Here is a 22,915-nt window from a genome sequence, read left to right as displayed (position 1 = left end):
CGGACTTCCCCGTCGGCACGAAAGAGAAACGCCGATATCAGGGACGTGGCAGGCGGCGGTGGAGCGGGTTCGACGTCGTCGGGCTCGACGCCCGCCCCTGCTGTGGGATGGAGGTGACCACGGTCGGTGAATCGGCGGTGGCGCGCGAGGCGTCGTGCGCCTTCATCGCAGCGCTGTTTCCTCTACCGAGGGCAGGAGACGAAATTTGGCGTGCAGCGCTCTCGCCGCACTCCGGGCACGTCACCTGGGAGGGGACATCGGCCATGGAAAATCTCTGCTCGACGGGTTCGCAACGCTGTGTGCAGCGAAAGCTGTAGGTGGGCACACATACGAGGGTAGCGCGAGGTGTCGTGTCAGTGGCGTTCCGGCGCAACGTCATACAACATTTACATGTCATATGCGGCCGGATCCACCACGACGGTGCAATGATCGAGGGAGGAGAATCCGCGCAACCGGAGGTGCCTCGTGCCCGAACTGCTGTTTCCGCTCGACTCGACGAAGAGTTTCACCGAACAGGAGATCGTCGGTCACAACCGATGGCATCCCGACATCCCGGCCGCGGTCACAGTGAAACCCGGCACGTCGTTTCGGGCGCACTGCCGCGAATGGTTCGACGGGGCCATCCACAACGACGACTCCGCCGAGGACATTCTGAATGCGCCGCTCAACAACGTGCACACGTTGTCCGGGCCGTTCCATATCGAGGGAGCCGAGCCCGGGGACCTGCTGATCGTCGATATTCTCGACGTCGGTCCGATCCCCCAGGAAGATTCGGGTCCGCTCGCCGGTCAGGGCTGGGGATATACGGGGATCTTCGCCAAGCAGAACGGCGGCGGATTCCTCACCGATCGATTCCCCGATGCGTACAAGGCGATCTGGGACTTTTCCGGCCAGACCACCACATCTCGCCACGTTCCGCACGTGAAGTACACCGGAATCACCCATCCCGGCCTGATGGGAACCGCGCCGTCGGCTGCTCTGCTGGCGAAGTGGAACGCCCGTGAAGGTGCTCTGATCGCCACCGATCCCCATCGTGTTCCGCCACTGGCTTTGGCACCCGAACTCGACGGGGCAATTTTGGGATCGTTGAGCGGCGACGAGTTCTCGCGTGTCGCAGGCGAAGCCGCACGTACGGCACCGCCACGAGAGAACGGTGGCAATCAGGACATCAAGAATCTCACCAAGGGCACTCGCGTCTTCTATCCGGTGTTCGTACCGGGGGCGAAGTTGTCGTTCGGAGACTTGCACTTCTCGCAGGGTGACGGCGAGATCACCTTCTGTGGTGCCATCGAAATGGGCGGTTTCATGGACCTGCACGTCGACCTGATCAAGGGCGGCATGGAAACGTACGGGGTGAGCGAAAACGCGATCTTCATGCCAGGCAACACCGCACCGCAGTACTCGGAATGGATTGCCTTCTCAGGTATTTCGGTGACCGTCGACGGTGAGCAGAAGTATCTGGACTCCGACCTGTCCTACCAAAACGCCTGCATGCACGCGATCGACTACCTCACCAAGTTCGGCTACAGCCCCGAGCAGGCGTACCTGCTGCTGGGATCGGCACCGATCGAAGGACGCCTGTCCGGGGTGGTCGACATCCCCAACTCCTGTGCCACCGTGTACATCCCCACCGCAATCTTCGACTTCCCGATAGCGCCGTCCCCCAGCGGACCGTTCCAAATCGACCCGGGAATGGGAGCACCTCGGGCGCAGTTCTGACGTAGCGTCGGTTACCGAGATTTGTTGGCGGGGGCTAATCGGTCTCGTCGTAGGCTGCAGTGATGATCTGGTCGACGCGGACTTGCCTCGACTCGATGTCGGTGAGCGTCACAAGGTCCGCGACGGCATCCGTAGTGCCTCCGAAATACGCAGCGGGGAAATCGAAGTGCTGAACCATGCACCACGCGTGGTCGGCGGGCCACCACAGATTCGGAGACAATCCTCCGAGGGTGTCCGTTGCGCGTTCGATCGGACCCCTCAACAGGAAATAGTTGTAGCCGGCGATTACTGCGGTCGGTGCCATCACGCGCATGTCGTCGAGTGCCGTGTTGCCTTCCCAGATAGCGAAGAAGCAATCGTCCGGTGTGTTCGTGCTACGAGCGAGTACCTCGATGATCGATGTCAGCTGAACGTGCAAGGCTGCAACGGGTTTCGCCGGCGTCGTACGGTGTGGCGTGCCGTTGCGCGCGGGATACGGAATGCGGGCATAGGCGTCGAACACAGTGGGGACCAGCGAGCCCACCGTGGTGTTGGCGACGACCTGCAGACTGTCGTTTACCCAGTCTGCTTCCGAGACATCCTGCTGCAGATCAGTATTCGACCATTCTGCGCCGTCGGTGTTCAATGGCTGTACCAGGGTTGTGGGCTGGCAGGGTCGTCGATGACCGTGTCGACTCGACGGTCGGCGAGAACGTCCTTTATCGCGGACGAGCTGGCACCGATGGTGGCGAAGTGTGGGTCGACGTCGTTGGCGATGCACCAGGCGCGGTCGGCGGGCCAGACGAACGAGGGAATCGGCAGACCATCGGGACCCGGGGGATTGAGCGCCTGCTCCCAGTTCAGCAGGTCCAGCGCAGGTCCTCGGAACAGGAACGCTTCCCGCTCGGGAAGGTTGATTCGCGCGGCCCCGTGAGCCTCGAGACCACCCCACCCCTCCCACACGCAAAAGTGGCAGTCCGCTGGTGTCGTCGTGTGTTTGGCCAGCGTCGCAACGACGAACGCCAATTGGTCTGTCTCCGAACGCTCGTCGTATGGAACGTCGGCATCGCCCTCACGCAGATCCGCGTTCGTCGGATCCGGGATGAACCGGAGACGCGCGTAGCTCTCGTACCCCAGTGGGCCTCTGGTGGCGAGGTCCCACCAATCTCGATCAGCGTGGACGAGCCAGTCGGCGGCAGTGGGATCGCTGGATGGTCGCACGGTCATGGTGTGCCCTTCCTGAGTCGATACCGGGCTTGCGCTAGTGCGACGTTACCGATCCATGAGGTGGACCGGACTACCGGAGCTGGCCTATGAAGTGGTGCCAGTCGTCACCGCGGTCTGAGGCGACAAAGTCGGATAGGAACGTGTGTTCGAATAGTTGTCGGTGGGTCGCGGTAGATTCTGTCCATGCTTTCGGGGGACGGCGGATCAGGGGTGGACGGCATCGAAACGGTGCCGCCTGCCCCTGAGGTGTCCGACCCCGAACTGTCGGCACTGGTCCATGCGGCGGAGTCGGCGGTCGCCCAGTTGGCCGAACGAGCGTCGGTGTCGTGGACGAATGCCGACCGACGGGCGGTGATCCAACGCATGGAAGCTCTGTCGCGGTCTGTGACTGCGTACTCGCACACCTGGCTCAACGAGCTGATCTCGCAACACGGGCTCGATGTGTATCCGGGATCGGTGCCGTGCTCGGTAGCGTGGATGCTGCGAATCACCCCACGCGCTGCCGGGGCGCGAGTACGTCTGGCGGCCGAATTGGGTGACCGCACCGCACTGTCCGGCGAAGTTCTGCCTCCCTTGTTGCCGCGCACCGCTGGAGCGGTGCGGGCGGGATTGCTCGATGCCCAGCATGTGCAGATGATCCGTGAGTTCTTCCGGCACCTGCCGTCGAGTGTCGATCCGCAGACGCGGGACCTCGCCGAACAGCAATTGGTGGGTCTCGCCTCGACGAGGCGGCCCGACGACTTCGCACCACTGGTGGCGCACCTGGACTCGATCCTCGACCCCGACGGCGACTTCGACGAAGACGAAGACAAGAACGCGAAGCCGAGGCCGCGGAAACGGCGCGATGCGTTCTTCTACCTCGGCGAGCAGGGTGCCGACGGAATGTCGGAAGGAAAGTTCTGCGTCGACTCCGAGTTGCGGGCCTACCTCGAAGCCCTGTTCTCCAAGCAGCGAAGCCGGGAGTGAACAATCCTGCCGACCCGACATCGATCGTCCACGAGGATGAACGTGACTACGACAAAGACGAGGCCGGCGGTGATGGCAACGGCGGGAGCGGCAGCGCTACTACGCCGCCGCCCGAGCCCTTTCCGGGCCATGCCGGGTCCAGTGATGCGGGCTTGTGGGATGAGACGAACTACGACTGCGGTGACGGTGTCGACTGCGACGATGACGACTGCGACGGTGTCGACTGTGGTTGCGGCACAGGGCCCGACGGCGCAGCGGCACCCAAGGACGCAGCCGCACCCAAGGACGCAGCGGCACCCAAGGACGCAGCTGCTTCCGACGGCGCTGCAGACTCAGACGAAGCAGCAGATATACGTGATGCTGCCGCCGCGTGGGATCTGCGCACCCAGAACGAACGCCGTCATGATGCCCTGAAGATGGCGCTCCGGCACACCCTTGCTTCCGGGACGCTCGGCACCCACCGCGGACTGCCCGTCACCGCCATCGTCACCATGACCCTCAAAGACCTCGAATCAGGCTGCGGTTACGCCATGACCGCCACCGGATCCCGCGTCTCGATCCGCGACGCCATCCGCATGTCCTCCCACGCCCACCACTACCTGACCATCTTCGACGACAACGGCAGAGCCCTGTACCTCGGTCGATCCAAACGCATCGCCTCCGCCGACCAACGCATCGTCCTCATCGCCCGCGACCGCGGCTGCAGCTTCCCCTCCTGCACCCGCCCCGCGACCTGGTGCCAAGCCCACCACCTCGACGACTGGGTCGAGGGCGGACCCACCGACATCGACTCCCTCACCTTCGGATGCGACATGCACCACGCACTCGTCGGCACCGGCCCCGGAAAGTGGGCAACCACCAAAACCACAGCAGGACATCGCTATCCGGGCCGAACCCTGTGGCATCCACCAACAGGGATGGACCCCATACGCCGCGGGCTGATCAACCACGCACACCACCCCGAGGAAGTGCTGTACCCACCCGACCAACACGACTACACAGGCGACAACGGCGACGAGGAACCTCGACAACCCGCGTGACGACCTACACAAGCGTCAGGGCACAGCTCTGCCTGTCGTCGGTACATGGCAGCCGCCATACCGGTCGTGCGCGAAAAATAGAAGGCTCCCGAGTCGGGACCTGCGTGCGGTGGGTCGATGATGGTTCTCGGGAGCAGGACTGCGGAGTTGTCGCCGCCGGTCTTCTTCGTATGGAAGGCACTGATGCGCCCAGATGTGCATCCGAAGAACCAAGGGTTCGCCTGGCCGGTCATGTTCGAGGGTGCCGCTCTGCCGCGGATCGTCGAGAGCAGCGAGTTCGACCGCGTGGTGTGGAGCTCGCCGTGGCCGAGTGTCCCCGACGTCCTGTTGCAGTTCGACCTGACTCCAGAAACTCGTCTGCGCTGGACACTGTTGGCCCACGCGCCCGCGCCCGACCCGCAGACCGTCGAATGGCTCCGCGACCAAGTGAGCCATCTGGTGAACATCGACCTACGCAATGCGACTGGACACTGAACCCTCAGCTGTTGCCGCCGTTCACCCCGTACGGATAGCGCTTCCCGATTGCGAACCACAGGATGGGACCGACGATGGGCAGGATCACTGCCACCACTACCCACGCCAGCTTGATGAGCCAGCCGGTGCGGGTGTCACGGACGATCGACACGAGAGCCATGCCGAAGAGCGCCAAGGCAATCGCGCCGCCGGCAGAAGTCATGCCCGTAAAGCTAGCCTCCTCTGCGGCAACCTGCGGTCACCTCTGCTGTTCGCCCGACATCGAATCGTCGAGCATTGCTGAGATATCAAGCTCCACGGGCCATCGCAGCACCGGATCGTCGTGTCGAAGTACTTGGATCCCACGCGCGATGACCAGAATCCGACCTACGTCGTCGATCGCGACGCTCGGGCTGGTCGCGATCACGGGAACGCTCGTCAGTGGCGTCAAGGTCGTCGCGTCATAGATGGTGAACAACCAGAACTGTTCGCCTCGTTCGTAGGTGACCGGGCCAGAGAGCGGCCACCACCCCGCTGATGAAGTGCCGTCGGGTGGATGCCCGATCGACCACGCAAAGTGACCGAGCTGACCACCGTGAAACTGGCTGCGCCCCAGCTGTTCACCGTCGTCGCGAATGGTGAGGTCCGGTTCGACGAATGCAACGTCGACTCCTCGGACCAGACGAAGTGGATCGCCCGCAAGATAAGGATTTCCGTGGCCGCGCGGTAGCTGCGGAATGACGGGTCCGATGGTCGAATGCCCCGTCCCTGACACCCGAACCAGGCGCACCACTGATTCCGCGGGAGGCTGAACGCAGACGACCCAACCATCACGTTCCACAGCAATGGAATTGACGTGGCCCGCGACAGCCGCGACGGCCGTCGAATCCGAACCCGGTGTGTACAGACGCCACATTGCCGCTCCGGCACAGACGAGCAACAGCCCCCGTTGACGGATCCGATGAGCGCGGGCAGGGTATCGACCCGAACTGCGTCCTGACCGAGGCAAATCCAGAACATTCCGTCCATTCCGCCGACCCAGCACCCTGCTTCGGTGGCCCAGACGGAACGCGAACCACCGACCCTGGCCGGTAGAACATGTTCGGCAGCAATACCTTCCGAATCGATGCTGACTACCAGCGGCAATTCCGCGTCGAGAACCCAGGTGACGCCGCCGCCAGCGGCCACGTCTCCCGGCACGATGCTCGGGCGGGTCGGTAGAGGCGGAACGTCGTCGAGATCGAGATCGATCATGACGCTGTTCTCCTGGTCGACGGGGCCACCGTCCTCGCGCATCGACTCGTGGCCGAAGATTCGACGGACTTCCTCCACGTCGCGAGTGGCACGGTGACCAGGGCATACGACCCAACCCTCGCCGGGAATCAACTGGTAGCGCTCCGACACCAGTTGAACTCGGGACACGCGACCGCGGAAGCGTCCCTCGGTGTCATACCCGAAAACGCCGTAGAAGCGTCCGGTCAACTCGACTTGCCCAGTCCTGGGGGTGAATCCACGCCATGACGCAGTCCAGCCGTCGCCGCGAAGCAGTCCGGTCCATTCCCAGCGCCGAGGAGATTTCGGTCCCGTGTATTGCCGGATTGGCTCCCGCCCGGACGGTTCGAGGCTCGCCGATATCGTGACGACCTCCGGTTCGGTATCGGGTAGCTCGACGAACCTCAGGGGGCCGGTCAGCGCCGAACCCACACGGGGCGAGTCGATCTCACCGTCACCGATCACCGATGCCGAGATGTGCACGACAAGCGTGCGATGGCCGCTCATGCGCCTTTCCGCGAGGTCATGGGGGGTGAGGCTACCCGCCATCGCGTCCGGCGATTCTCCGACCACGGTCCACCGGCTCCCCGGGATGTAACGACTGCTGCAGTTCGAGGACTGCGGGATCGTCGAGCTGTCCGTCTGTTGCCCCGGCCGCCCAATCCCAGTCCGGAGTGGACCAAACATTGTGCGTCACTGCCCACTTCGGTGCCCATCCCTCGTCGCTGCGGGGGCGCCGTCCCAACAGTGTTCTCCGATTGCTGGTATCGAAGCCTCCATCGCCGGACTCTGCAATATGCACGTAATCCGGCGTGAAATCCAGTGGTGCGCGCACGATCAACGGTGTCGACGCCACCTCGTCCCTGAACCACTGCGCGTGCGTGTGTCGCAGCGCTCTCGACTCGTCCTCGAGCATCTTCTGATACTCCTCGCCGGTGTACGCGGGCCCGTCCCAGACGAATACTGCATCGTCGATCGGTTCGCCGACAGTGAGTTCGACGAATTGCGAGCCGAATCCGGCCTCGTCGATGCGGTCGCCCAGGATGAACCCGGATTCGACGTCGACCCAGATGCGAAGCGGATAAGGTTTGTCCTCTGGCGGAGCCAGTCGAACCGTCCAACACCGGCGGCCTGCGAACTCGACCGTCTCCACCGCCCCGATCGGTTGCGCGAATTCGTTTCCGGTCCATTCGGCGGTGCTGCGTTGCTGCAGTAAGAATTGGCTCGGCCCCAGATACAACACCCTGCCCAGGGGACCGACGCGTGGTCGGTCGGCCGGGCCTGTGAAGTCCCAGGCCCGCGTGCCGTCGCTGATGAAGATGGGATTGCCGTCGAGACGTTCGACGCGCGTCTTGCGCCCGGATCGCCATACCCGACAGCTGTCTTCGGGTGCGATCAGTACGGGCGGCGTGCCACTGTTGGTGAATCCGTGACGGAAGGACTCGGGACTGCCTGCTTCGTGGATCTCCTCGATGGTGCCCCGCATCGGTATGGTCGATTTCGTGGTCATGGCCGTGAGCACTTCGATCCAGGCGGTCATGGTCGCAGCCTAACGCCGAGCAAGATCGGCAGGCGGGCTATTCGACGCGAAGGGAAGGGTAATCATGGACGGCACCAATCCCACCGTGCCGCTGGCGTTCGATCTCGCATGGATTGCTGCAATTCTTCTCTGGCTGGGCCTCGTAGCCATTGCCTGGATTTCGATCCTCCGTAGCAACCAGGCTCGTCGGGGGTCCGCGTTCTGGTGGTGTCTGCTCGGGTTGATCATGCCGATTTCCGGCGCGCTGATATGGTTCGTCGCTCGTCCGCGCGACTCCGATACCGATCAGCGCACGAGTTCGTAACGGGCCAGCCACAACCCCGGCAGGACCTGCTGATTCTCGGTGTGCGCGAAGCCGAGGGACTCGTACAGGCGACGGGCCGGGGCATTGTCTCGCCCGGTAGCCACCAGCACACGTTCTCCGGCAATGCAATTCAGCACCGCGGTAGCCAAACCGCGACCGATGCCCTGGCGATGTGCGTGTGGAGCCACCACCAGACGGTCGATTTCCGAACCGGACCACGCTGCGGCACCGAGGATTTCGTCCAGATCACGCGCGACGAGCCAGTGGACCTGTGCTGCACACAGATCGTCCACCGACTCGTGCAGCAGCGGGATGCGGTCGTCGCCGATGAGCTCGGCCTCGACCGCGTAAGCACTCTTCTGTACCGCGAGGATCTTCTCGGCCGACAATCGATTTGTCGACGGATCGACCTGCGCTATCTCAATAGCGGCCACCAGCGGGCTCAGGCAACGCGTCGAGCGCGGCGAGGTGCTCGGAGCTCAGAGTGAGCGAAGCGGCACCGGCATTCTCGTCGAGCCGGGAGGTGCGACGAGTGCCGGGAATCGGCACGACGTGCTCTCCCTGGGCCAGCACCCATGCCAGGGCCACCTGCGCCGGAGTCGCGTCGAGTTCCGCGGCGATGGCCGCGATGGCGTCGACGATGACGAGGTTCGCATCGAGGTTGTCTTGACTGAAACGCGGCAGTCGAGAGCGGAAATCATCTGCAGCGGGTGTGGTTCCGCGAAAGTTGCCCGTCAGAAACCCTCGGCCCAGCGGCGAGAACGGCACGAAGGCGGCACCGTTGTCCTTCGTCCATGTCAACGAGGTCACCAGGTGGTCGCGTGTCCACAACGACAACTCCGACTGCACGGCGGATATCGGATGCACCTGCTGGGCACGATCGAGCTGCTCGACGGTGAACTCCGAAACACCCAGTGCACGAACCTTTCCGGCCTGTACGGCCTCGGCCATCGCGCCGATGCTGTCTTCGACGTCGACCTCAGGATCGGGACGGTGCAGGTAATACAGATCGATGTGGTCGACGCCCAGTCGACGCAGCGAGTCGTCGATTGCCGAACGCAGGTGCTCGGGCTTGCCGTTGGGGCCCGAAATGACCGGCTCTCCGGCGTCGCCGATGTGGGAGGTCAATCCGCCCTTGGTCGCGAGCACCACCTCGTCGCGCCGACTGCCGATGGCTGCGCCGACGACTTCCTCGTTGGTGAACGGGCCGTAGACGTCGGCCGTGTCGATGAAGTTCACACCCAGGTCCAAGGCGTGCCCGATGACGCGATCGGGGGACTCCGTTTGGTCGTCTGCCTTGTATGCCCAGGTCATTCCCATGCAGCCCAAGCCGATGGCACCCACCTCGGGGCCGTCGTTCCAGAGTGTGCGTGTCGGTACTGTGCGTTCGCTCATGTACTCGACCCTAGAGAAGTAAAAGCGTTGTCGCTTGGACTCACCGGGCGACTAGCATCGCCGCATGGCACTCCCGCACTCGAAGGTGTATTTCGGCGACAGACTGGTCGATGCGAAGGACGCGACGCTCGGGGTCGCCACCTCGGCCGTCCTGTACGGGCTCAGTGTCTACACCGTCTTTCCGGTGCAGGTGGACGGTGATCGGCGTACCGCGTTCCGGTTGCTCGATCACTATCAGCGCCTCGTCGAGTCCTGCAAGATCATCGGTATCGACACCTTTGCGGCGGAGTGGACGTTCGAGCGATTCGTGCAAGCGACACGGGACGTGGTTGCCGCCAATGCCCCGACGACCGAGGTCTACGTTCGAGCCACCGTCCATGTGGACGAGTCGATCCCTGGAACCCGGGTGCGGGGGCTGCACACCACGGTGTCGATCTTCCTCTACGCTGCCAATCCCATTGTGCCGCAGGACGGTATGCGATTGAAGACCAGTGTGTGGCGTCGCATCCCCGACTATGCGATTCCCTCTCGCGCGAAGGTGAACGGAGCGTACGTCAATTCCGTTCTGGCGAAACAGGATGCCATCGACAGTGGGTTCGACGACTGCATCTTCCTCGACATCAACGGCCACGTCTGCGAACTCAGTGCCGCGAACATCTTCCTCGTCCGAAACGGAGTGCTCGTCACCCCCGACGTCACCAGCGACATTCTCGATGGGATCAACCGTCGAACGCTCCTGACCTTGGCGCGCGAAGAAGGGCTGACGGTTCAGGAGCGCACCGTCGACCTCACCGAGTTGTACATCGCCGACGAGGTGTTCGTATGCGGTACCTCGGCGGGAGTGGCTCCGGTGTACGAAATCGACGGCCGCGCAATAGGAACCAGGGAGACCGGCCCGGTGACGCTCACTCTGCGCAAGCGTCACCAGGCTGCACTCACGAACGACGAGGTGCACGGTTGGGTGAGTGTGCTGTAGCTACGCGGGGCAGGTCGACGCGAGTCCGGCGATCAGTGCTTCCGTGGCGGGCTGCTCGAGTGGGTCTGCGGCGGGATTCGGAGCTGCTGTAGTCCAAGCCAGCGATACCTGACGCTCCCCGTCGGGGCTGGAGAACTGAAAGGTGCGGTAACCGAACCCGTTGCCGCGGTTACCGAACACCAGCTCGCCCGATCCTGGATTGCACGCGTCGCCGCCGAGAAGCAGTCCGAGGCCGTAGCCGGAGGGGCTGACCACCTGCATCTCGTCGACCAAATTCTGCGGAAGCAGGGTGCCGTCGAACAATCCACGGAAGAACGTGTTCACGTCCGCGACGGTGGAGATGACAGCGGCACCGGAGGACCAGACGCTGGCGTCGTATTCGGTGACGTCGGTGTAGGTTCCGTTCTCCAACACGTAGCCGTGCAGTGCATCGTCAGCGATGACGGCATCGGTGGGGTAGGTGGTGTCGGTCATCTGTAATGGGTCGAAAATCCTGTCCTGCAACGACTGTCCGACCGACTGTCCATCGAGATCTGCCGCAATCTTTCCCAGCAGCACGTAATTGGTGTTCGAGTAGCTGAACCCCTGACCGGGTTCACTTGTCCACGGCATAGCCAACGCCTGTGCGATCAGTTCGTCGTCGGTGACTGCATCGTTTGCGCGCGCGGCGATCTGCTCGGCAGAATCGAACCCCACCAGGTAATCAGGTATCCCACTGGTGTGATCGAGCAGCTGGCGAACGGTCACAGGCTTGGGAAGTAGGCCGGGCAGCATCTCGTCGACCGGCTGATCGAGTTGCACTTTGCCTTCGTCCACGAGCTGCAGCACCACGGCGGCAACCATCGCCTTGGTGACGCTGGCGATACGGACCGGATCGTCGGCGGACGCAGGCTCGGTGCCACCGCGCTCGACCGAACCGGCCGCTCCTGACCAGGAATCCTCACCGTCGCGTACCTGCGCGACAGCGGCGACGGACCCGGCGTCGACCAGGGCGTCCAAGGCTGCCTGGACGTCGTCGGTCCTGATGGTTCCGCTCGGGGGCGTCGTGGTGGTCGTTTCGACGGCTGACGGCTCGTCAGATGACGTGCATCCGCTGACCAGCAAGGACGTCGAGACGGTGAGGGCGGCGAGGACTCGTAGCTTGCTCATGTCTTCGACGCTATCGCCACCCTGCGAAGGATTTCAGTGTCAAATGTCAGTGATTTTCGATGAGTCAGCGATCGACCTGGCAGAAGCGGAGGTTGTTCGAGAACGGGTCTGTCACTGTCATGGTCGGACCACCCGGTGCATCGTGATCGATTCCGGGTCGGCTGCGTGGGTTCTTCTTCTGCAGGAGTTCGGCATTGAAGGACGTGACATCCGCGATCGGTATCCAGACGGACGTTCCCGGGGTGCCGTCGCCGTAGTGCTGGGACAGATCCAGGATGCAGTCTCCGCGTGAAATGCGAATGTAGAGCGGCAGATCCGGCTCGAATCGGTGCTCCCACTCGACCGAGAAGCCGAGATAGTCCAGGTAGAACGAACGCGCTTCGACGTCGTCGAAGATGCGCAGAATGGGGACGGCCGGGCCGAATGTCGAGGTCATCGTCCTGCGCTCGAATTCAACAGGATCTCGGCCGCAGTCTTTGCTGCCGTGGCAGATTCGGCCAGTTCAGTGATGGCCGCAGTGGTTTGCGCACCCTCGGCGAGCAAAGCGATCTGCAGCCCGACGGTCGGCTCGCATCCGGCGTCGACGGCCAGTCCGGTGACGTACTCGATGAAGCTCTTCTTGTGCTGCTGCGCGGCGTCGGCGACCTCGGGCATCGTGGCACCCAGCTCACCGAAGGAGTTGATGAACGCGCACCCGCGAAAGTCGTCCTCTCGGAACCATCGATCCAGGAAGTCGAAGATGGACAGCAGCTTTCCGCGGGGCGTGTCGTGTCGGTCCGCTTCGGCGCGGATCCCGTCGTTCCACTGGGCAGTGCGGCCGCGGAGGACCTCGGCCACGATGGCCGTCTTGGACGGAAACAGCGTGTACATGCGTTTGAGGGAGATTCCCGCTGCGGTGCGCAACTCGTCCATACCGACTGCCTGGATGCCGCGCGCATAGAACAGTTCGTCCGCGGCGTTCACCACCTGTGCCCGTCCGATTTCCGTACTGGTCATCGCTTACCCCTTGCCGAGAGAACCAACGTTCTCTACAGTAGTCCACACACGCAGAGAACGACCGTTCTCTCGCTCGATGCTCAGGACACAGGAAGGCAGGATCATGGCGTACATCAACGTCGGAACCGAGAACTCCACCCCCGTCGAGGTCTACTACGAGGATCACGGCACCGGCCAACCGGTCGTGCTCATCCACGGCTACCCGCTCGACGGGAACTCCTGGGAGCGTCAGTCGCGTGCGCTGCTCGACGCCGGCTACCGCGTCATCACCTATGACCGCCGTGGATTCGGGCAATCGAGCAAGCCCACCGTCGGCTACGACTACGACACCTTCGCTGCAGACCTGGACAAGGTGCTCACCGAGCTCGACCTACGCGATGTCATCCTGGTCGGATTCTCCATGGGCACAGGTGAATTGGCTCGGTATGCCGCGAAGTACGGCACCGATCGCGTCGCCAAGTTCGCGTTTCTCGCCTCGCTCGAGCCGTTCCTGCTACAGACCGAGGACAACCCGACCGGCGTTCCGCAGTCGGTGTTCGACGGCATCGAGACCGCAGCGCGCGAGGATCGTTTCACCTGGTTCGAGAACTTCTACAAGGACTTCTACAACCTCGACGAGAACCTCGGCAGCCGCATCAGCGAGGCCACCGTGCGCGCCAGCTGGAACACCGCAACCGCCAGCGCGCCCGTCGCGGCCTACGCCGTCGTGCCCACCTGGCTCGAAGACTTTCGCGGAGACGTCGAGAAGGTCCGCGCGTCGGGCAAGCCGACGCTGATCCTGCACGGCACGGCCGACAACATCTTGCCGATCGATTCGACCGGCCGCCCGTTCCACGAGGCGTTGCCCGAGGCGACGTACGTCGAGGTCGAGGGCGCACCCCACGGGCTGCTGTGGACGCACTTCCAGGAAGTGAACGACGCGCTCCTCGCGTTCGTGAAGTAGTACCGACGTCGTACGAGACGCAACAGAAAGGGACGGCACCGTGGCCGTCCCTTTCTGGTCGGATCAGACCGCGACCACTCCGTCGTGATCGCTGTAGACGATCTCGCCGGGGGTGAAGGTGACGCCGCCGAACGTCACCGGCACGTTCTTCTCGCCGGATCCCGTCTGCGTGCTCTTGCGTGGGTTCGTTCCCAGCGCCTTGACGCCGATATCGAGGGTGCGCAGAATCGCCGAGTCCCGTACAGCGCCGTTGACGATGACGCCTGCCCAGCCGTTGTCGACGCCCCGCCCGGCGATGATGTCGCCGACCAGCGCGGTGTGGATGCTGGCATCGCCGTCGACCACGAGGACGCCGCCGTTGCCGGGCTCGCTCAACGTCTGCTTGACCAGCAGATTGTCCTGGAAGCAGCGGATGGTGGTGATGGGTCCGGCGAACTCGGTGTGCTTGCCGAACTGTGTGAACTGGGTGTCGCAGCTGCGGATGTCGGGACCGATCTCGTCGGCCAGATCAGCGGTTGCTTTGAATTCCACAGGTGAAGTCATGCGCAGAAGACTAACGTCCGATCGTCAGCCGCGGCCGTGACGTCGCTCGTAGTCGTCCCGGGTGCGGTCGACGCGGCTCTGCGCTTTGGCGTTGATCAACTGGGGGTCGAGGCCGTGAATGAGCAACCGGTGGCGCCGATAGACGTTCATCAGCGCTATCGCGAAGTACACCAGCGGAATGAACAGCAACGCCATCATGGCCAGCGACATCCACAGCGGGCCGGGAATGAGTAGGAACAGCAACAGCAACGGGATGACGGGGACAGTGAATCGGGCCAGGTAGCGCACCTGGGCACCGTTGCCGACGAGGTCGTTTCGGACCCAATCCTGCATCGACGGGGGCAGGACCCGACCGAACGAGTACCCCACGAATTGCACAGGACTGGGCTTCGTACGTTCGGTCGTCATCGCGCAATGCTAGTCCTACGTGGGTTGGTACAAGTCACCGTTGACTGCGGATAATCTCATATGTGACGATAGCGTCAGTTCGGACCGGGTGGTGTCGACGACAAGGACGTAGACCGTGATCGACCGCAGAACCTTGCTCGGCGCGCTCGGTGCAGCCACGCTCTCGGGAGTCGCCTTGTCCGCAGCGACCGCGTCGGCGTCACCGAAGCCTGCCGCCGGGGGAGTGGTGGACGTGCACTCGCACATGGTCCCCGACTTCTATCTGCGCGACGCGCTCGCGGCCGGCATCGTCTTTCCCGACGGCATGCCGAAGTGGCCGTCCTGGTCGGTGACCGAGCATCTGCAGATGATGGACCGGTGCGGGATCGACAGTGCGATCCTGTCCGTGTCGAGCCCTGGGGTGCACTTCGGGGACGACGCCGAAGCCGCCGACTTGGCGCGCCGCGTCAACGATTTCGGGGCGGCCACGGGCGCCGGGCAGCCGCGCCTGGGCTTTTTCGCCTCGCTGCCGCTTCCGAACGTCGTCGACTCGACGGTCGAGGCCGTTCGGGCTCTCGATGAGCTCGGTGCCGACGGGGTCGCCGTCATGTCGAACGCCGGCGGTATGTATCTGGGCAACGCGGTGCTGGCACCGTTGCTCGCGGCGCTCGATGCGCGGTCGGCGGTGGTCTTCGTGCACCCGACCTCGCCGCCGAATGTAGCTGCGGTATCACTGAGCCGGCCGGCTCCGATGGTCGAATTCCTTTTCGACACAGCGCGAACCGTCGTCGACTTGATTCTGCTGGGCGTGGTCGACCGGTTCCCTCACATCCGCTGGGTGTTCACCCACGGCGGCGGGGTGCTCCCGCTGTTGGCGGATCGGGTCGACTTCTTCCGGACGCAGGTGGGTCTGGGAACACCGACTACGCCGGATGTACTGCAGCGCTTGTGGTTCGACCTCGCCGGTACGCCGGTTCCTCGGCAGCTACCGACGTTGCTGTCGGCGGTCGGGCCCGATCGTCTGGTCTACGGCAGTGACTTCTGCTTCACCCCGATCGTTGCGGTGCAGGAGCAGCTGCGCTCGCTCGACGCGGGAGCCGCGGACGGTGGGCTCGAGAACTGGCGCGCCGTCACATCCGACAATGCCCGCCGTCTGCTGAATCTCTGATCCGAAGAAAGCAGGCACCGACGATGAAAGCGCAAGCACTTCAACCGTTCTCGGAGCATTGGGATTGGCAGATGAATGCCGCCTGCCGCTCGATGCCGGTCTCGATGTTCTACCCGCCCCTGGGCCTGAGGGGATACTCGCTGAGAAACCTGGAGCGACAGGCCAAGCTCGTGTGCAATCGATGCCCCGTGATCGTGCGCTGTCTGCAACACGCACTCGACACCGACGAAAGGCATGGAGTCTGGGGTGGATCGACCGCACACGAGCGGTCCGCAATGGCCCGCGTCAACCCTGACGACGAGCGTTCGCCCGGACATCTACGCCCCGGGTCGGAATCCGCACCCCCTGCAGGAAGTGCGGATTCCGAAAAGGGGTGCGGATCGAGACGAGTCAGCCCTGACGAGCAGCGTTCGCGACAATGACATCCCGAAGGTACTGCGCCAGTCCGGCGGCAATAGCGTTGTAGTGCTTGGCGAATCACGTACTCCGGATGTGACTGCCCGCGGCACCGGCTTCGATCGGATCATTGTCGGCTCGGCAGCCAGTTGAGGTGTCGGCGCGGCGTGCTAGCGTCTGTTCGATTCCGGGGGGAGCATGTATGTCGGTGAAGGTGGCGTTCGCGCGTCTCGGAGCGACGGTCGTGGTGTCTGCTGCCGTGATCTACGGGTTGGCACAGGCGGCACCCGACACTCTTGATTCTTATGTCGGTCCGGCCGGTGTCGCACCGTCGGCGACGCCTTTGCCGAGGGCAACAGGTGCGTCGGGAACAGTCACGTTGCAGCCCCCAGTGGTGACCAACACCCCGCCGCCGGGATTTCCGTCGATGCGTCGACCACCCCCGGAGATCGAGGTGGCTGACGGCGAGCCTCAGCCGATCGACACCAAATTCGGCCTGAGTTACACGGTGCCTGCCGATTGGCGGAACTTCTCGACCGGCATCGCCGGGTGGGAAGGGAACGGTGAGTCGATCACCTATGGTGCGATCGCTGATTACGGACGTGGGTTCTGTCCCGCTCAGGACTCCGCCGATCTGGGCATGACCGGCATGATCGGCCGTAATGGCGTCGATGTCGCCGCCGCTGCGTTGGAGGTATCCCGGCAGGCCGACCTCATTTTTGCGGATTCGGACAACCCCGACGCCGTGGTCACCTATTCGGATCCGGTGGAATTCGAGATCGATGGTGAACCAGCGGTCCGGATCGACGCCGACATCACTGGGTTGAAAGTCGAGAGCGAGTGCGATGCTCCCGCAGCAAGTTTCGACATCGTCGCGACGACCGGGTTCTCGAATGCGACGGTAGCGGTGTTCATGATCACCCTCGATCGGGACATGAAAGGTGCGGTGGATGGCCAGGTGGGCGAGGGCATCTTGTCCTCCCTTCAGAAGATTCCGAGCGAACGAGCGGCTGGCTGATGGAGGAATTCAAAGCGCGGCCGAGCGATATAGCCGGTCTCAGCAGGCTTGTCGGTGAGATCGGAACCCAGACGTCTCTCGCGCCCAAGTATTTCGACGAGGAAGCGCTGCCTCGGGCCGACTTCACAATCGGGACATTGAGCATCATCTGCGACCCATTTCGACTGTTGGAAGGTACGTGGCGGAATCGGCACGGCGACCTCTCCTCGAAGTGCACTTCGCTCGGTGAGGAACTCAATCGGGCCGCATGGTTGTACGACGATCAGGAACGCAAGACTTACGACGCGATCAACGCGGTGATCGAGTTGAGGTACGAAGGAATTCTGACTGCTGGAGACCCGACCAGGCAGGCCATCGGACATGTTCCCGAGTACGACGTCACCGTGGATTACGGGGCACCGAACGGAATCGTCTATTCACCGCCGGCTACCATTGCCGACGATTTTGCCGACGTGATTCGTGAGGCGGGTGGCTGGGTTGCCGATATCGATCACTTCATCGAGGTGCACACGGGGCGAAGCCCGATCCGTGACTTGCTCGATCCGATCGGTGGAAACTGGAACGAGGTGAAGCGCCTGGGTTCCGCTTTCCGCATCGCGGGGGAAGCAATGGAAAACGCAGGTCTGAGCTTGGAGGGCGGGGTCAAGCGAGTCGGCGAAACGTGGGACGGCGCTGCCGCTTCCGCCTTCGACGCGTTCGCCCACGACCAGGTGGAGGCGATGAAGTGGGAGGGCCCCTGTGGTCGGGTGATCGAGGCTGCCTCGAACAGAATTGCGGACGAAATGAAGAAGTCCGTCATCAGTGTGGTGGCCAAGCTCAAAGAATTGCTCGACAAAGAGGTCGACGTCACCGATGGTAAGAATCTGGTGAACATCGCACTGAAGAAAGTACCGTTTCTCGGCCCGACCTATCAGATCGGGACGGTGATTCTGATCATCAAGGACACCATCGAACTGGTCGAACAGATGGTTGCTCGAATCCAAGAGGTCACCGGCGCATTCGCGAAATTCATCTCGTTGGTAACGAGCCCGAGCGGATACCTGAACGAACAATTCGACAAGGTACTGGAACCGCTGACCGACGCGGTCGAGAGAACGAAGCTCGGTATCGATATCAAGAACACCGCCGACTCCGGACCGATGATGAGGGCCCCGAAGAACCCCTTCGATGCAGGCGATGGCACCGATCCGTGGGCTGATGCGGTATGAGTTACACCGACCCCGCAGTGGCAGACGCTGCGCGCAGACTGAACGACAGTATCGATCGATTGATCGGGGCCCGGCTCCAATTCGAACGAATACCGATCGATTTCTACGAGGAACCCAGGATGGTGACCGACGGACTGATGTTTTCCCTTGCCGAGCTCTCGATTTCGTCACCTGAACTGAAGGCCTACGCCGAACGTGTTCGCATCGGGGAGTGCGCCTGGTCGGACATCGAGAACCGGAGCATGCCCGTGCCGCGTGAAGTCGGGGAACTGAAGGCGTCGCCGATATTCATCTGGTATTCGGCCGCCATGCAGACCGACCATGATCAGCCGTACCGGATTCCCTGGGAGTGAATTCGACGCATACGCCCCGGGTCGGAATCCGCACCCCCTGCAGGAGGCGCGGATTCCGAAAAGGGGTGCGGAGCGAGACGGGTCAGCTCTGACGAGCAGCGTTCGCGACGATGACGTCACGGAGATACTGCGCCAAACCGTCGGCGATATCGTTGTAGTGCTTGGCAAATCGCTCGTCGGCGATGTACATCTCCGCCAGGTTCACCTGCATCTCGTAACCGCAGTCGTAGTACCGCTCGATCGACGCGCGATGACGCTCGGCCAGTACCCCGGCTTCGGTGGAATCCGGCGACACACCCCGCTGCAACGCGGCAGCGAGATCCGCTTCCAGGAGGTCCGTCTCTTCCTTGACGGCCTTCCAATCGTCCTTGGTGAACGACGCCGTCCGCTGCTGCGACTGCTTCCACTCGTCGGTTTCGCCCCAGCGCTGCTCGGCCTCCTCGGCGTATTCCTCGCCGGGCCAGTTGTCGCCGAAGATCTCTCGCTGCTCCTCGGGAGTCAATTGCATACCCATCTTCTTCGCCTCCATCATCTTGTCCACGGCCGCAGCCATTGCGTGCAAGTGATCGATCCGCTCGTTCAACAACTCTCGCTGCCGCCGCAGATGCGCCATGGCATCGACCGCCGGGTCGTCGAGCAACGCTGCAATGACCTCGAGCGGGAACCCGAGCTCCCGGTAGGTCAATACCTGATGCAGCCGTTCGACATCGGCCGACGAATACGTCCGATAGCCCTTGGGGGTTCTCCCCGACGGCACCACCAGCGCGATCTCGTCGTAATGATGCAGCGTTCTGACGCTGACACCCACCAACTTCGAGACCGCGCCGACCTGCATGCCGGCCTGGACGTCAACCGAACTGTTCGCGGACGAATCACTCACGAAGGACACTGTGCTGCCTCCCGTGGCGTGAGGGTCAAGACGAAAAACGACTCGTTGTGGACCTCTAGCGAATCACACGTTCGCAACCCGAGGTGGGTTCTCCGGCCAGTCGTTGCGCCAGCCAGTCGTAGGCACCGGGACGGCCGTTGGTCTGGGCCTGTGAATGGTCGCCGGGCACCTCTTCCAGGTGTACCGACGCGCCGGCAGCGCACCACTGATCCTGCACGGCCTCGGCACCTTCTTTGGGAATGAGGAAGTCCTGCAAGCCCTGGTAGATGTACACCGGCGCGTCCGGCTTCGTCTGGCCCATGCGGTTTTCCTCGACGACGGCCGTGGTGATCGGATGCGCGAAGACATCAGGGACGTTGGAGAGATTTCGCTGGTCCAACAGCAGTAGTCCGCTGTAGGACAACACATCCACGCATTGATCCTTCTGTGCCAGCGCCAGTCGCTTGCCGTTGTCGTTGGCGAGCTGCCGCATCTCCGGGTACTCCCGGGACAGTCCGATCGTCGCCGCAGTGAACAAGCCCGATCCGATCTGGCCGTTGAGCGAGGTCTGCAGAATCTTGTAATCGGTCGGCGGACCGCCGAACGCAACGCCGGCGATGTTCAGCTCGGGTGCGTACTCGGGGGCCAACTGGGCCGCCCAGCCCGACGCGATCGCACCGCCGGAATATCCCGTGATGCCGATCGGGGCATCGGCGGAGACTCCCGCCGTTCGGGAGGCGCGGAGACCGTCGAGCACGGTGTGCCCCGACACGAGGCCGGCCGAATATGCCTGCCGTGGGCCCTGATAGTCCGTCATCACCACGGTGTAGCCGCGGCCGAGCAGAATCCGGACCTGATCGATCTCTTTGTTGTTTCCCCGCGGGAGGGTGTAGGACGGCGCGCACGTGTTGCCGAGTGAATCCGTCGCCTCGTTGTATGCGATGACGGGGCGATCTCCACCGCCGGTCCACGGGGCAGCGGGAGTCAGCACCGTCGTCGCCGCAGCGATGGGACGGTTCTTCGAATCGGTCGAGCGGAAGAGCAATTGGACGGACGAGGCCTCGGGGGTCACCGCGACATCGCGTCGAGCGAGGACAGTGCCGGGCACGAGATTCTCGTATCCGGCCGGCGGATCGAACCACGGATCGCCGAGTGACGTGGGGAGATACGCAGCCGGATCGCTCGGTGGAGCAATGAAATCTTGGACCGGATCTGCCTGCGCAGACCCCGCGAATGCCACCATCAGTGCTGCTGCTCCGGCCAGAACTAGTGCCTTGCGCATGGATTCCCCACCCTGTTGCTTCCGAACGCCCCGACGTCGGAGTAGACCACAGCCCATCGTGCCACAGGGCCAGGGAACATCGGCCCTGTGAACTGAGCCGAAGACCAGGTAGGTTGTCTGTTACTCCGAACACTACTCATCAGTAGGGATGCAAAAATGCCTGCTCCGTCCACTGCGACCTTTTCCCGGCTCGCTGATCTCATCGCCATTCCCGACGCGGACTCGCGTCCCACCAAGACGATCACCGAGGTGTTCACCGGTAAGGAGCTGGCGACCATTCCGGTCGGCACGGCTGCAGATGCACTGGCTGCGATCGCACGCGTCCGCACCGCTCAGGCGGCGTGGGCCAAGCGTCCGGTCTCCGAGCGCGCAGAGATCTTCCACCGCTACCGCGACCTGGTGCTCGCGCACCGCGACGAGCTGATGGACATGGCGCAGGCCGAGACGGGCAAGTCCCGCGCCGCCGCCCTCGAGGAAGTCCTCGACATCTCGATGACCTCGCGGCATTACGCACGCACTGCGGCCAAGCTGCTGGCCCCGAAGAAGGTCACCGGCATGCTTCCCGTGCTGACCAAGACTCGCGTTCGGTACCAGCCGAAGGGAGTCGTCGGAATCATCTCGCCGTGGAACTACCCGATGACTCTCGCGGTGTCCGACGCCATCCCGGCACTGCTGGCCGGCAACGGCGTCGTCCTCAAGCCGGACAGCCAGACGCCGTACTGCGCGTTGGCCTGTGTCGAGCTGCTCTACAAGGCCGGTCTGCCCCGCGACCTGTTCGCCGTGGTCCCCGGCCCCGGCTCGGTGGTGGGCACCGCAATCGTCGAGAACACCGAATACGTCATGTTCACCGGCTCCACGGCCACCGGTCAGCTCTTGGCCGAGCAGGCGGGGCGTCGACTCATCGGTTTCTCCGCCGAACTCGGTGGCAAGAACGCCATGATCGTCGCCAAGGGCGCGAACCTTCGGGAAGTATCCGACGCGGCAGTGCGCGCCTGCTTCTCCAACTCCGGTCAGCTCTGCATCTCCATCGAGCGTATCTACGTCGAGAAGTCCATCGCCGCCGAGTTCACCGAGAAGTTCGGCCAGCGGGTACGCAACATGACCGTGGGTGCCGACTACGAGTTCGGCATCGAAATGGGCAGCCTCATCTCCGAGGACCAGATCAAGACGGTCTCGGCGCACGTCGACGACGCCAAGGTCAAGGGCGCGACCGTCGTCGCGGGCGGCAAGGCGCGTCCCGACATCGGCCCGCTGTTCTACGAGCCGACGTTGCTGACGAACGTCACCGAGGACATGGAGTGCGCGGCGACCGAGACCTTCGGGCCGCTGGTGTCGATCTACCCCGTCGCCGACGTCGACGAGGCCATCGCGAAGGCCAACGACACCGACTACGGATTGAACGCGAGTGTCTGGGCTAGGACGAAGGCTCAGGGCGAGGCCATCGCGACACGTCTGCACGCGGGCACGGTCAACGTGGACGAGGGCTACGCGCCGACGTGGGGCACCACCGGTGCGCCGATGGGCGGAATGGGCGTCTCCGGCATGGGCCGTCGGCACGGAAACGAGGGATTGCTCAAGTACACCGAGCCGCAGACCATCGCGACGACCCGCCTGCTCAATCTCGGTGGCCCGCGCGGACTTCCGCCGAAGCTGTGGGCAAAGATCATGCCTCCCTTCGTCAAAGCGCTGAAGTACGTACCCGGCCGGTAGTAGTCGGTAGACGGACGAGGAAA

At 63.3% G+C, this 22,915-nt stretch carries 28 protein-coding genes; 13 read left to right on the top strand and 15 right to left on the bottom strand.

Annotation, left to right across the window (positions count from 1 at the left end; all coding sequences use genetic code 11):
• Positions 1-37: 37 nt before the first annotated feature.
• On the bottom strand, positions 38-379 hold the full coding sequence (locus tag QM588_RS00345; RefSeq protein ID WP_283310832.1) for an FmdB family zinc ribbon protein: 342 nt from the start codon (positions 377-379) through the stop codon (positions 38-40).
• An 86-nt stretch (positions 380-465) separates the two neighbouring features.
• Between QM588_RS00345 and fmdA the strand changes: the two genes are divergently transcribed.
• Complete coding sequence (fmdA, locus tag QM588_RS00340; protein ID WP_283310831.1) at positions 466-1,719, top strand: formamidase; 1,254 nt, start codon at positions 466-468, stop codon at positions 1,717-1,719.
• Positions 1,720-1,753: 34 nt separating this feature from the next.
• Here the strand turns inward: fmdA and QM588_RS00335 are convergent, their stop codons facing one another.
• Both QM588_RS00335 and QM588_RS00330 read right to left on the bottom strand, forming a co-directional pair.
• Positions 1,754-2,344, bottom strand: a complete 591-nt coding sequence (locus QM588_RS00335; protein WP_283310830.1) for a hypothetical protein — start codon at positions 2,342-2,344, stop codon at positions 1,754-1,756.
• Entirely contained in the window at positions 2,341-2,925 is a 585-nt protein-coding gene (locus tag QM588_RS00330) for a hypothetical protein (RefSeq protein WP_283310829.1), read from the bottom strand. Before QM588_RS00330 ends, QM588_RS00335 begins: the two co-directional genes overlap by 4 nt.
• 183 nt (positions 2,926-3,108) lie before the next feature.
• Between QM588_RS00330 and QM588_RS25765 the strand changes: the two genes are divergently transcribed.
• The 3 genes from QM588_RS25765 to QM588_RS00315 all read left to right on the top strand — a co-directional run bounded on the left by QM588_RS25765 (position 3,109) and on the right by QM588_RS00315 (position 5,405).
• Positions 3,109-3,891: a DUF222 domain-containing protein gene (locus QM588_RS25765; RefSeq protein ID WP_283310828.1), complete on the top strand. Its 783-nt coding sequence runs from the start codon at positions 3,109-3,111 to the stop codon at positions 3,889-3,891.
• A complete protein-coding gene (locus QM588_RS25760; RefSeq protein ID WP_283310827.1) occupies positions 3,888-4,931 on the top strand; it encodes an HNH endonuclease signature motif containing protein in 1,044 nt (347 codons plus the stop codon). Before QM588_RS25765 ends, QM588_RS25760 begins: the two co-directional genes overlap by 4 nt.
• Positions 4,932-5,048: 117 nt before the next feature.
• Positions 5,049-5,405 carry a hypothetical protein gene (locus tag QM588_RS00315; RefSeq protein ID WP_283310826.1) on the top strand — a complete coding sequence of 119 codons (357 nt, stop codon included), beginning with the start codon at positions 5,049-5,051 and terminating at the stop codon, positions 5,403-5,405.
• 4 nt (positions 5,406-5,409) lie between these two features.
• Here the strand turns inward: QM588_RS00315 and QM588_RS00310 are convergent, their stop codons facing one another.
• The 3 genes from QM588_RS00310 to QM588_RS00300 all read right to left on the bottom strand — a co-directional run bounded on the left by QM588_RS00310 (position 5,410) and on the right by QM588_RS00300 (position 8,196).
• Positions 5,410-5,607, bottom strand: a complete 198-nt coding sequence (locus tag QM588_RS00310) for a PLD nuclease N-terminal domain-containing protein (RefSeq protein WP_283310825.1) — start codon at positions 5,605-5,607, stop codon at positions 5,410-5,412.
• Between the two features lie 36 nt (positions 5,608-5,643).
• Positions 5,644-6,300, bottom strand: a complete 657-nt coding sequence (locus QM588_RS00305; protein WP_283310824.1) for a hypothetical protein — start codon at positions 6,298-6,300, stop codon at positions 5,644-5,646.
• Positions 6,301-7,194: 894 nt separating this feature from the next.
• Positions 7,195-8,196, bottom strand: coding sequence for a hypothetical protein (locus tag QM588_RS00300; RefSeq protein ID WP_283310823.1), 1,002 nt, complete (start codon positions 8,194-8,196; stop codon positions 7,195-7,197).
• A gap of 64 nt (positions 8,197-8,260) precedes the next feature.
• On the opposite strand from QM588_RS00300, the gene QM588_RS00295 reads away from it, so the two are divergent.
• Positions 8,261-8,500, top strand: a complete 240-nt coding sequence (locus QM588_RS00295) for a PLDc N-terminal domain-containing protein (RefSeq protein ID WP_283310822.1) — start codon at positions 8,261-8,263, stop codon at positions 8,498-8,500.
• On the opposite strand, the gene QM588_RS00290 is transcribed toward QM588_RS00295, so the two are convergent.
• Together QM588_RS00290 and QM588_RS00285 are read right to left on the bottom strand one after the other, a co-directional pair.
• Complete coding sequence (locus QM588_RS00290; protein WP_283310821.1) at positions 8,482-8,934, bottom strand: GNAT family N-acetyltransferase; 453 nt, start codon at positions 8,932-8,934, stop codon at positions 8,482-8,484. The genes QM588_RS00295 and QM588_RS00290 overlap by 19 nt on opposite strands.
• On the bottom strand, positions 8,921-9,895 hold the full coding sequence (locus tag QM588_RS00285; RefSeq protein WP_283310820.1) for an aldo/keto reductase: 975 nt from the start codon (positions 9,893-9,895) through the stop codon (positions 8,921-8,923). Before QM588_RS00285 ends, QM588_RS00290 begins: the two co-directional genes overlap by 14 nt.
• Before the next feature lie 64 nt (positions 9,896-9,959).
• Between QM588_RS00285 and QM588_RS00280 the strand changes: the two genes are divergently transcribed.
• On the top strand, positions 9,960-10,871 hold the full coding sequence (locus QM588_RS00280; protein ID WP_283310819.1) for an aminotransferase class IV: 912 nt from the start codon (positions 9,960-9,962) through the stop codon (positions 10,869-10,871).
• On the opposite strand, the gene QM588_RS00275 is transcribed toward QM588_RS00280, so the two are convergent.
• From QM588_RS00275 to QM588_RS00265, 3 genes are all read right to left on the bottom strand, one after another.
• On the bottom strand, positions 10,872-12,020 hold the full coding sequence (locus QM588_RS00275) for a serine hydrolase domain-containing protein (protein WP_283310818.1): 1,149 nt from the start codon (positions 12,018-12,020) through the stop codon (positions 10,872-10,874).
• 64 nt (positions 12,021-12,084) lie between these two features.
• Entirely contained in the window at positions 12,085-12,456 is a 372-nt protein-coding gene (locus QM588_RS00270) for a glyoxalase superfamily protein (RefSeq protein ID WP_283310817.1), read from the bottom strand.
• A complete protein-coding gene (locus QM588_RS00265) occupies positions 12,453-13,016 on the bottom strand; it encodes a TetR/AcrR family transcriptional regulator (protein ID WP_283310816.1) in 564 nt (187 codons plus the stop codon). The genes QM588_RS00270 and QM588_RS00265 overlap by 4 nt, the downstream gene beginning before the upstream one ends.
• A 103-nt stretch (positions 13,017-13,119) precedes the next feature.
• Here QM588_RS00265 and QM588_RS00260 point away from each other — a divergent pair, with 103 nt between their 5' ends.
• Positions 13,120-13,959 carry an alpha/beta fold hydrolase gene (locus QM588_RS00260; RefSeq protein WP_283311757.1) on the top strand — a complete coding sequence of 280 codons (840 nt, stop codon included), beginning with the start codon at positions 13,120-13,122 and terminating at the stop codon, positions 13,957-13,959.
• 63 nt (positions 13,960-14,022) lie between these two features.
• Here QM588_RS00260 and rraA read toward each other — a convergent pair whose 3' ends face one another.
• Together rraA and QM588_RS00250 are read right to left on the bottom strand one after the other, a co-directional pair.
• Positions 14,023-14,502, bottom strand: coding sequence for a ribonuclease E activity regulator RraA (rraA, locus tag QM588_RS00255; protein ID WP_283310815.1), 480 nt, complete (start codon positions 14,500-14,502; stop codon positions 14,023-14,025).
• A 24-nt stretch (positions 14,503-14,526) separates the two neighbouring features.
• On the bottom strand, positions 14,527-14,910 hold the full coding sequence (locus QM588_RS00250; protein WP_283310814.1) for a DUF5313 family protein: 384 nt from the start codon (positions 14,908-14,910) through the stop codon (positions 14,527-14,529).
• A gap of 115 nt (positions 14,911-15,025) precedes the next feature.
• Between QM588_RS00250 and QM588_RS00245 the strand changes: the two genes are divergently transcribed.
• The 5 genes from QM588_RS00245 to QM588_RS00225 all read left to right on the top strand — a co-directional run bounded on the left by QM588_RS00245 (position 15,026) and on the right by QM588_RS00225 (position 19,032).
• Positions 15,026-16,057 (top strand): amidohydrolase family protein, encoded by a 1,032-nt coding sequence (locus QM588_RS00245; RefSeq protein WP_283310813.1) that lies wholly within the window; start codon positions 15,026-15,028, stop codon positions 16,055-16,057.
• A gap of 23 nt (positions 16,058-16,080) precedes the next feature.
• Entirely contained in the window at positions 16,081-16,479 is a 399-nt protein-coding gene (locus QM588_RS00240) for a WhiB family transcriptional regulator (protein ID WP_336620054.1), read from the top strand.
• A 176-nt stretch (positions 16,480-16,655) separates the two neighbouring features.
• The gene (locus tag QM588_RS00235; RefSeq protein WP_283310812.1) at positions 16,656-17,471 is read left to right on the top strand and encodes a hypothetical protein; all 816 of its coding nucleotides are present in this window, start codon (positions 16,656-16,658) and stop codon (positions 17,469-17,471) included.
• On the top strand, positions 17,471-18,679 hold the full coding sequence (locus QM588_RS00230) for a hypothetical protein (RefSeq protein WP_283310811.1): 1,209 nt from the start codon (positions 17,471-17,473) through the stop codon (positions 18,677-18,679). The genes QM588_RS00235 and QM588_RS00230 overlap by 1 nt, the downstream gene beginning before the upstream one ends.
• Positions 18,676-19,032 (top strand): hypothetical protein, encoded by a 357-nt coding sequence (locus QM588_RS00225; RefSeq protein WP_283310810.1) that lies wholly within the window; start codon positions 18,676-18,678, stop codon positions 19,030-19,032. Before QM588_RS00230 ends, QM588_RS00225 begins: the two co-directional genes overlap by 4 nt.
• 82 nt (positions 19,033-19,114) lie before the next feature.
• Here QM588_RS00225 and QM588_RS00220 read toward each other — a convergent pair whose 3' ends face one another.
• Positions 19,115-19,867 carry a MerR family transcriptional regulator gene (locus QM588_RS00220; RefSeq protein WP_206498660.1) on the bottom strand — a complete coding sequence of 251 codons (753 nt, stop codon included), beginning with the start codon at positions 19,865-19,867 and terminating at the stop codon, positions 19,115-19,117.
• A 109-nt stretch (positions 19,868-19,976) separates the two neighbouring features.
• The gene (locus tag QM588_RS00215) at positions 19,977-21,182 is read right to left on the bottom strand and encodes a lipase family protein (protein WP_283310809.1); all 1,206 of its coding nucleotides are present in this window, start codon (positions 21,180-21,182) and stop codon (positions 19,977-19,979) included.
• Positions 21,183-21,338: 156 nt separating this feature from the next.
• Here QM588_RS00215 and QM588_RS00210 point away from each other — a divergent pair, with 156 nt between their 5' ends.
• Positions 21,339-22,892, top strand: coding sequence for a succinic semialdehyde dehydrogenase (locus QM588_RS00210; RefSeq protein WP_283310808.1), 1,554 nt, complete (start codon positions 21,339-21,341; stop codon positions 22,890-22,892).
• Positions 22,893-22,915: the final 23 nt, after the last annotated feature.

Source organism: Rhodococcus sp. IEGM 1354 (assembly GCF_030056855.1).
GTDB lineage: Bacteria > Actinomycetota > Actinomycetes > Mycobacteriales > Mycobacteriaceae > Rhodococcoides.
This window is presented reverse-complemented; position numbering and strand designations above follow the sequence as displayed.

Coding starts and splice junctions, on each gene's coding strand:
- QM588_RS00250 (WP_283310814.1), bottom strand. CDS start 14,910: ATGACGACCGAACGTACGAAGCCCAGTCCTGTGCAATTCGTGGGGTAC.
- QM588_RS00275 (WP_283310818.1), bottom strand. CDS start 12,020: ATGAGCAAGCTACGAGTCCTCGCCGCCCTCACCGTCTCGACGTCCTTG.
- QM588_RS00215 (WP_283310809.1), bottom strand. CDS start 21,182: ATGCGCAAGGCACTAGTTCTGGCCGGAGCAGCAGCACTGATGGTGGCA.
- QM588_RS00310 (WP_283310825.1), bottom strand. CDS start 5,607: ATGACTTCTGCCGGCGGCGCGATTGCCTTGGCGCTCTTCGGCATGGCT.
- QM588_RS00315 (WP_283310826.1), top strand. CDS start 5,049: ATGATGGTTCTCGGGAGCAGGACTGCGGAGTTGTCGCCGCCGGTCTTC.
- QM588_RS00260 (WP_283311757.1), top strand. CDS start 13,120: ATGGCGTACATCAACGTCGGAACCGAGAACTCCACCCCCGTCGAGGTC.
- QM588_RS00220 (WP_206498660.1), bottom strand. CDS start 19,867: ATGCAGGTCGGCGCGGTCTCGAAGTTGGTGGGTGTCAGCGTCAGAACG.
- QM588_RS00345 (WP_283310832.1), bottom strand. CDS start 379: ATGACGTTGCGCCGGAACGCCACTGACACGACACCTCGCGCTACCCTC.
- QM588_RS00270 (WP_283310817.1), bottom strand. CDS start 12,456: ATGACCTCGACATTCGGCCCGGCCGTCCCCATTCTGCGCATCTTCGAC.
- QM588_RS00295 (WP_283310822.1), top strand. CDS start 8,261: ATGGACGGCACCAATCCCACCGTGCCGCTGGCGTTCGATCTCGCATGG.
- QM588_RS00210 (WP_283310808.1), top strand. CDS start 21,339: ATGCCTGCTCCGTCCACTGCGACCTTTTCCCGGCTCGCTGATCTCATC.
- QM588_RS00225 (WP_283310810.1), top strand. CDS start 18,676: ATGAGTTACACCGACCCCGCAGTGGCAGACGCTGCGCGCAGACTGAAC.
- QM588_RS00240 (WP_336620054.1), top strand. CDS start 16,081: ATGAAAGCGCAAGCACTTCAACCGTTCTCGGAGCATTGGGATTGGCAG.
- QM588_RS00230 (WP_283310811.1), top strand. CDS start 17,471: ATGGAGGAATTCAAAGCGCGGCCGAGCGATATAGCCGGTCTCAGCAGG.
- QM588_RS00235 (WP_283310812.1), top strand. CDS start 16,656: ATGTCGGTGAAGGTGGCGTTCGCGCGTCTCGGAGCGACGGTCGTGGTG.
- QM588_RS00265 (WP_283310816.1), bottom strand. CDS start 13,016: ATGACCAGTACGGAAATCGGACGGGCACAGGTGGTGAACGCCGCGGAC.
- QM588_RS00330 (WP_283310829.1), bottom strand. CDS start 2,925: ATGACCGTGCGACCATCCAGCGATCCCACTGCCGCCGACTGGCTCGTC.
- QM588_RS00285 (WP_283310820.1), bottom strand. CDS start 9,895: ATGAGCGAACGCACAGTACCGACACGCACACTCTGGAACGACGGCCCC.
- QM588_RS25765 (WP_283310828.1), top strand. CDS start 3,109: ATGCTTTCGGGGGACGGCGGATCAGGGGTGGACGGCATCGAAACGGTG.
- rraA (WP_283310815.1), bottom strand. CDS start 14,502: ATGACTTCACCTGTGGAATTCAAAGCAACCGCTGATCTGGCCGACGAG.
- QM588_RS00305 (WP_283310824.1), bottom strand. CDS start 6,300: ATGTGGCGTCTGTACACACCGGGTTCGGATTCGACGGCCGTCGCGGCT.
- QM588_RS00300 (WP_283310823.1), bottom strand. CDS start 8,196: ATGACCGCCTGGATCGAAGTGCTCACGGCCATGACCACGAAATCGACC.
- QM588_RS00280 (WP_283310819.1), top strand. CDS start 9,960: ATGGCACTCCCGCACTCGAAGGTGTATTTCGGCGACAGACTGGTCGAT.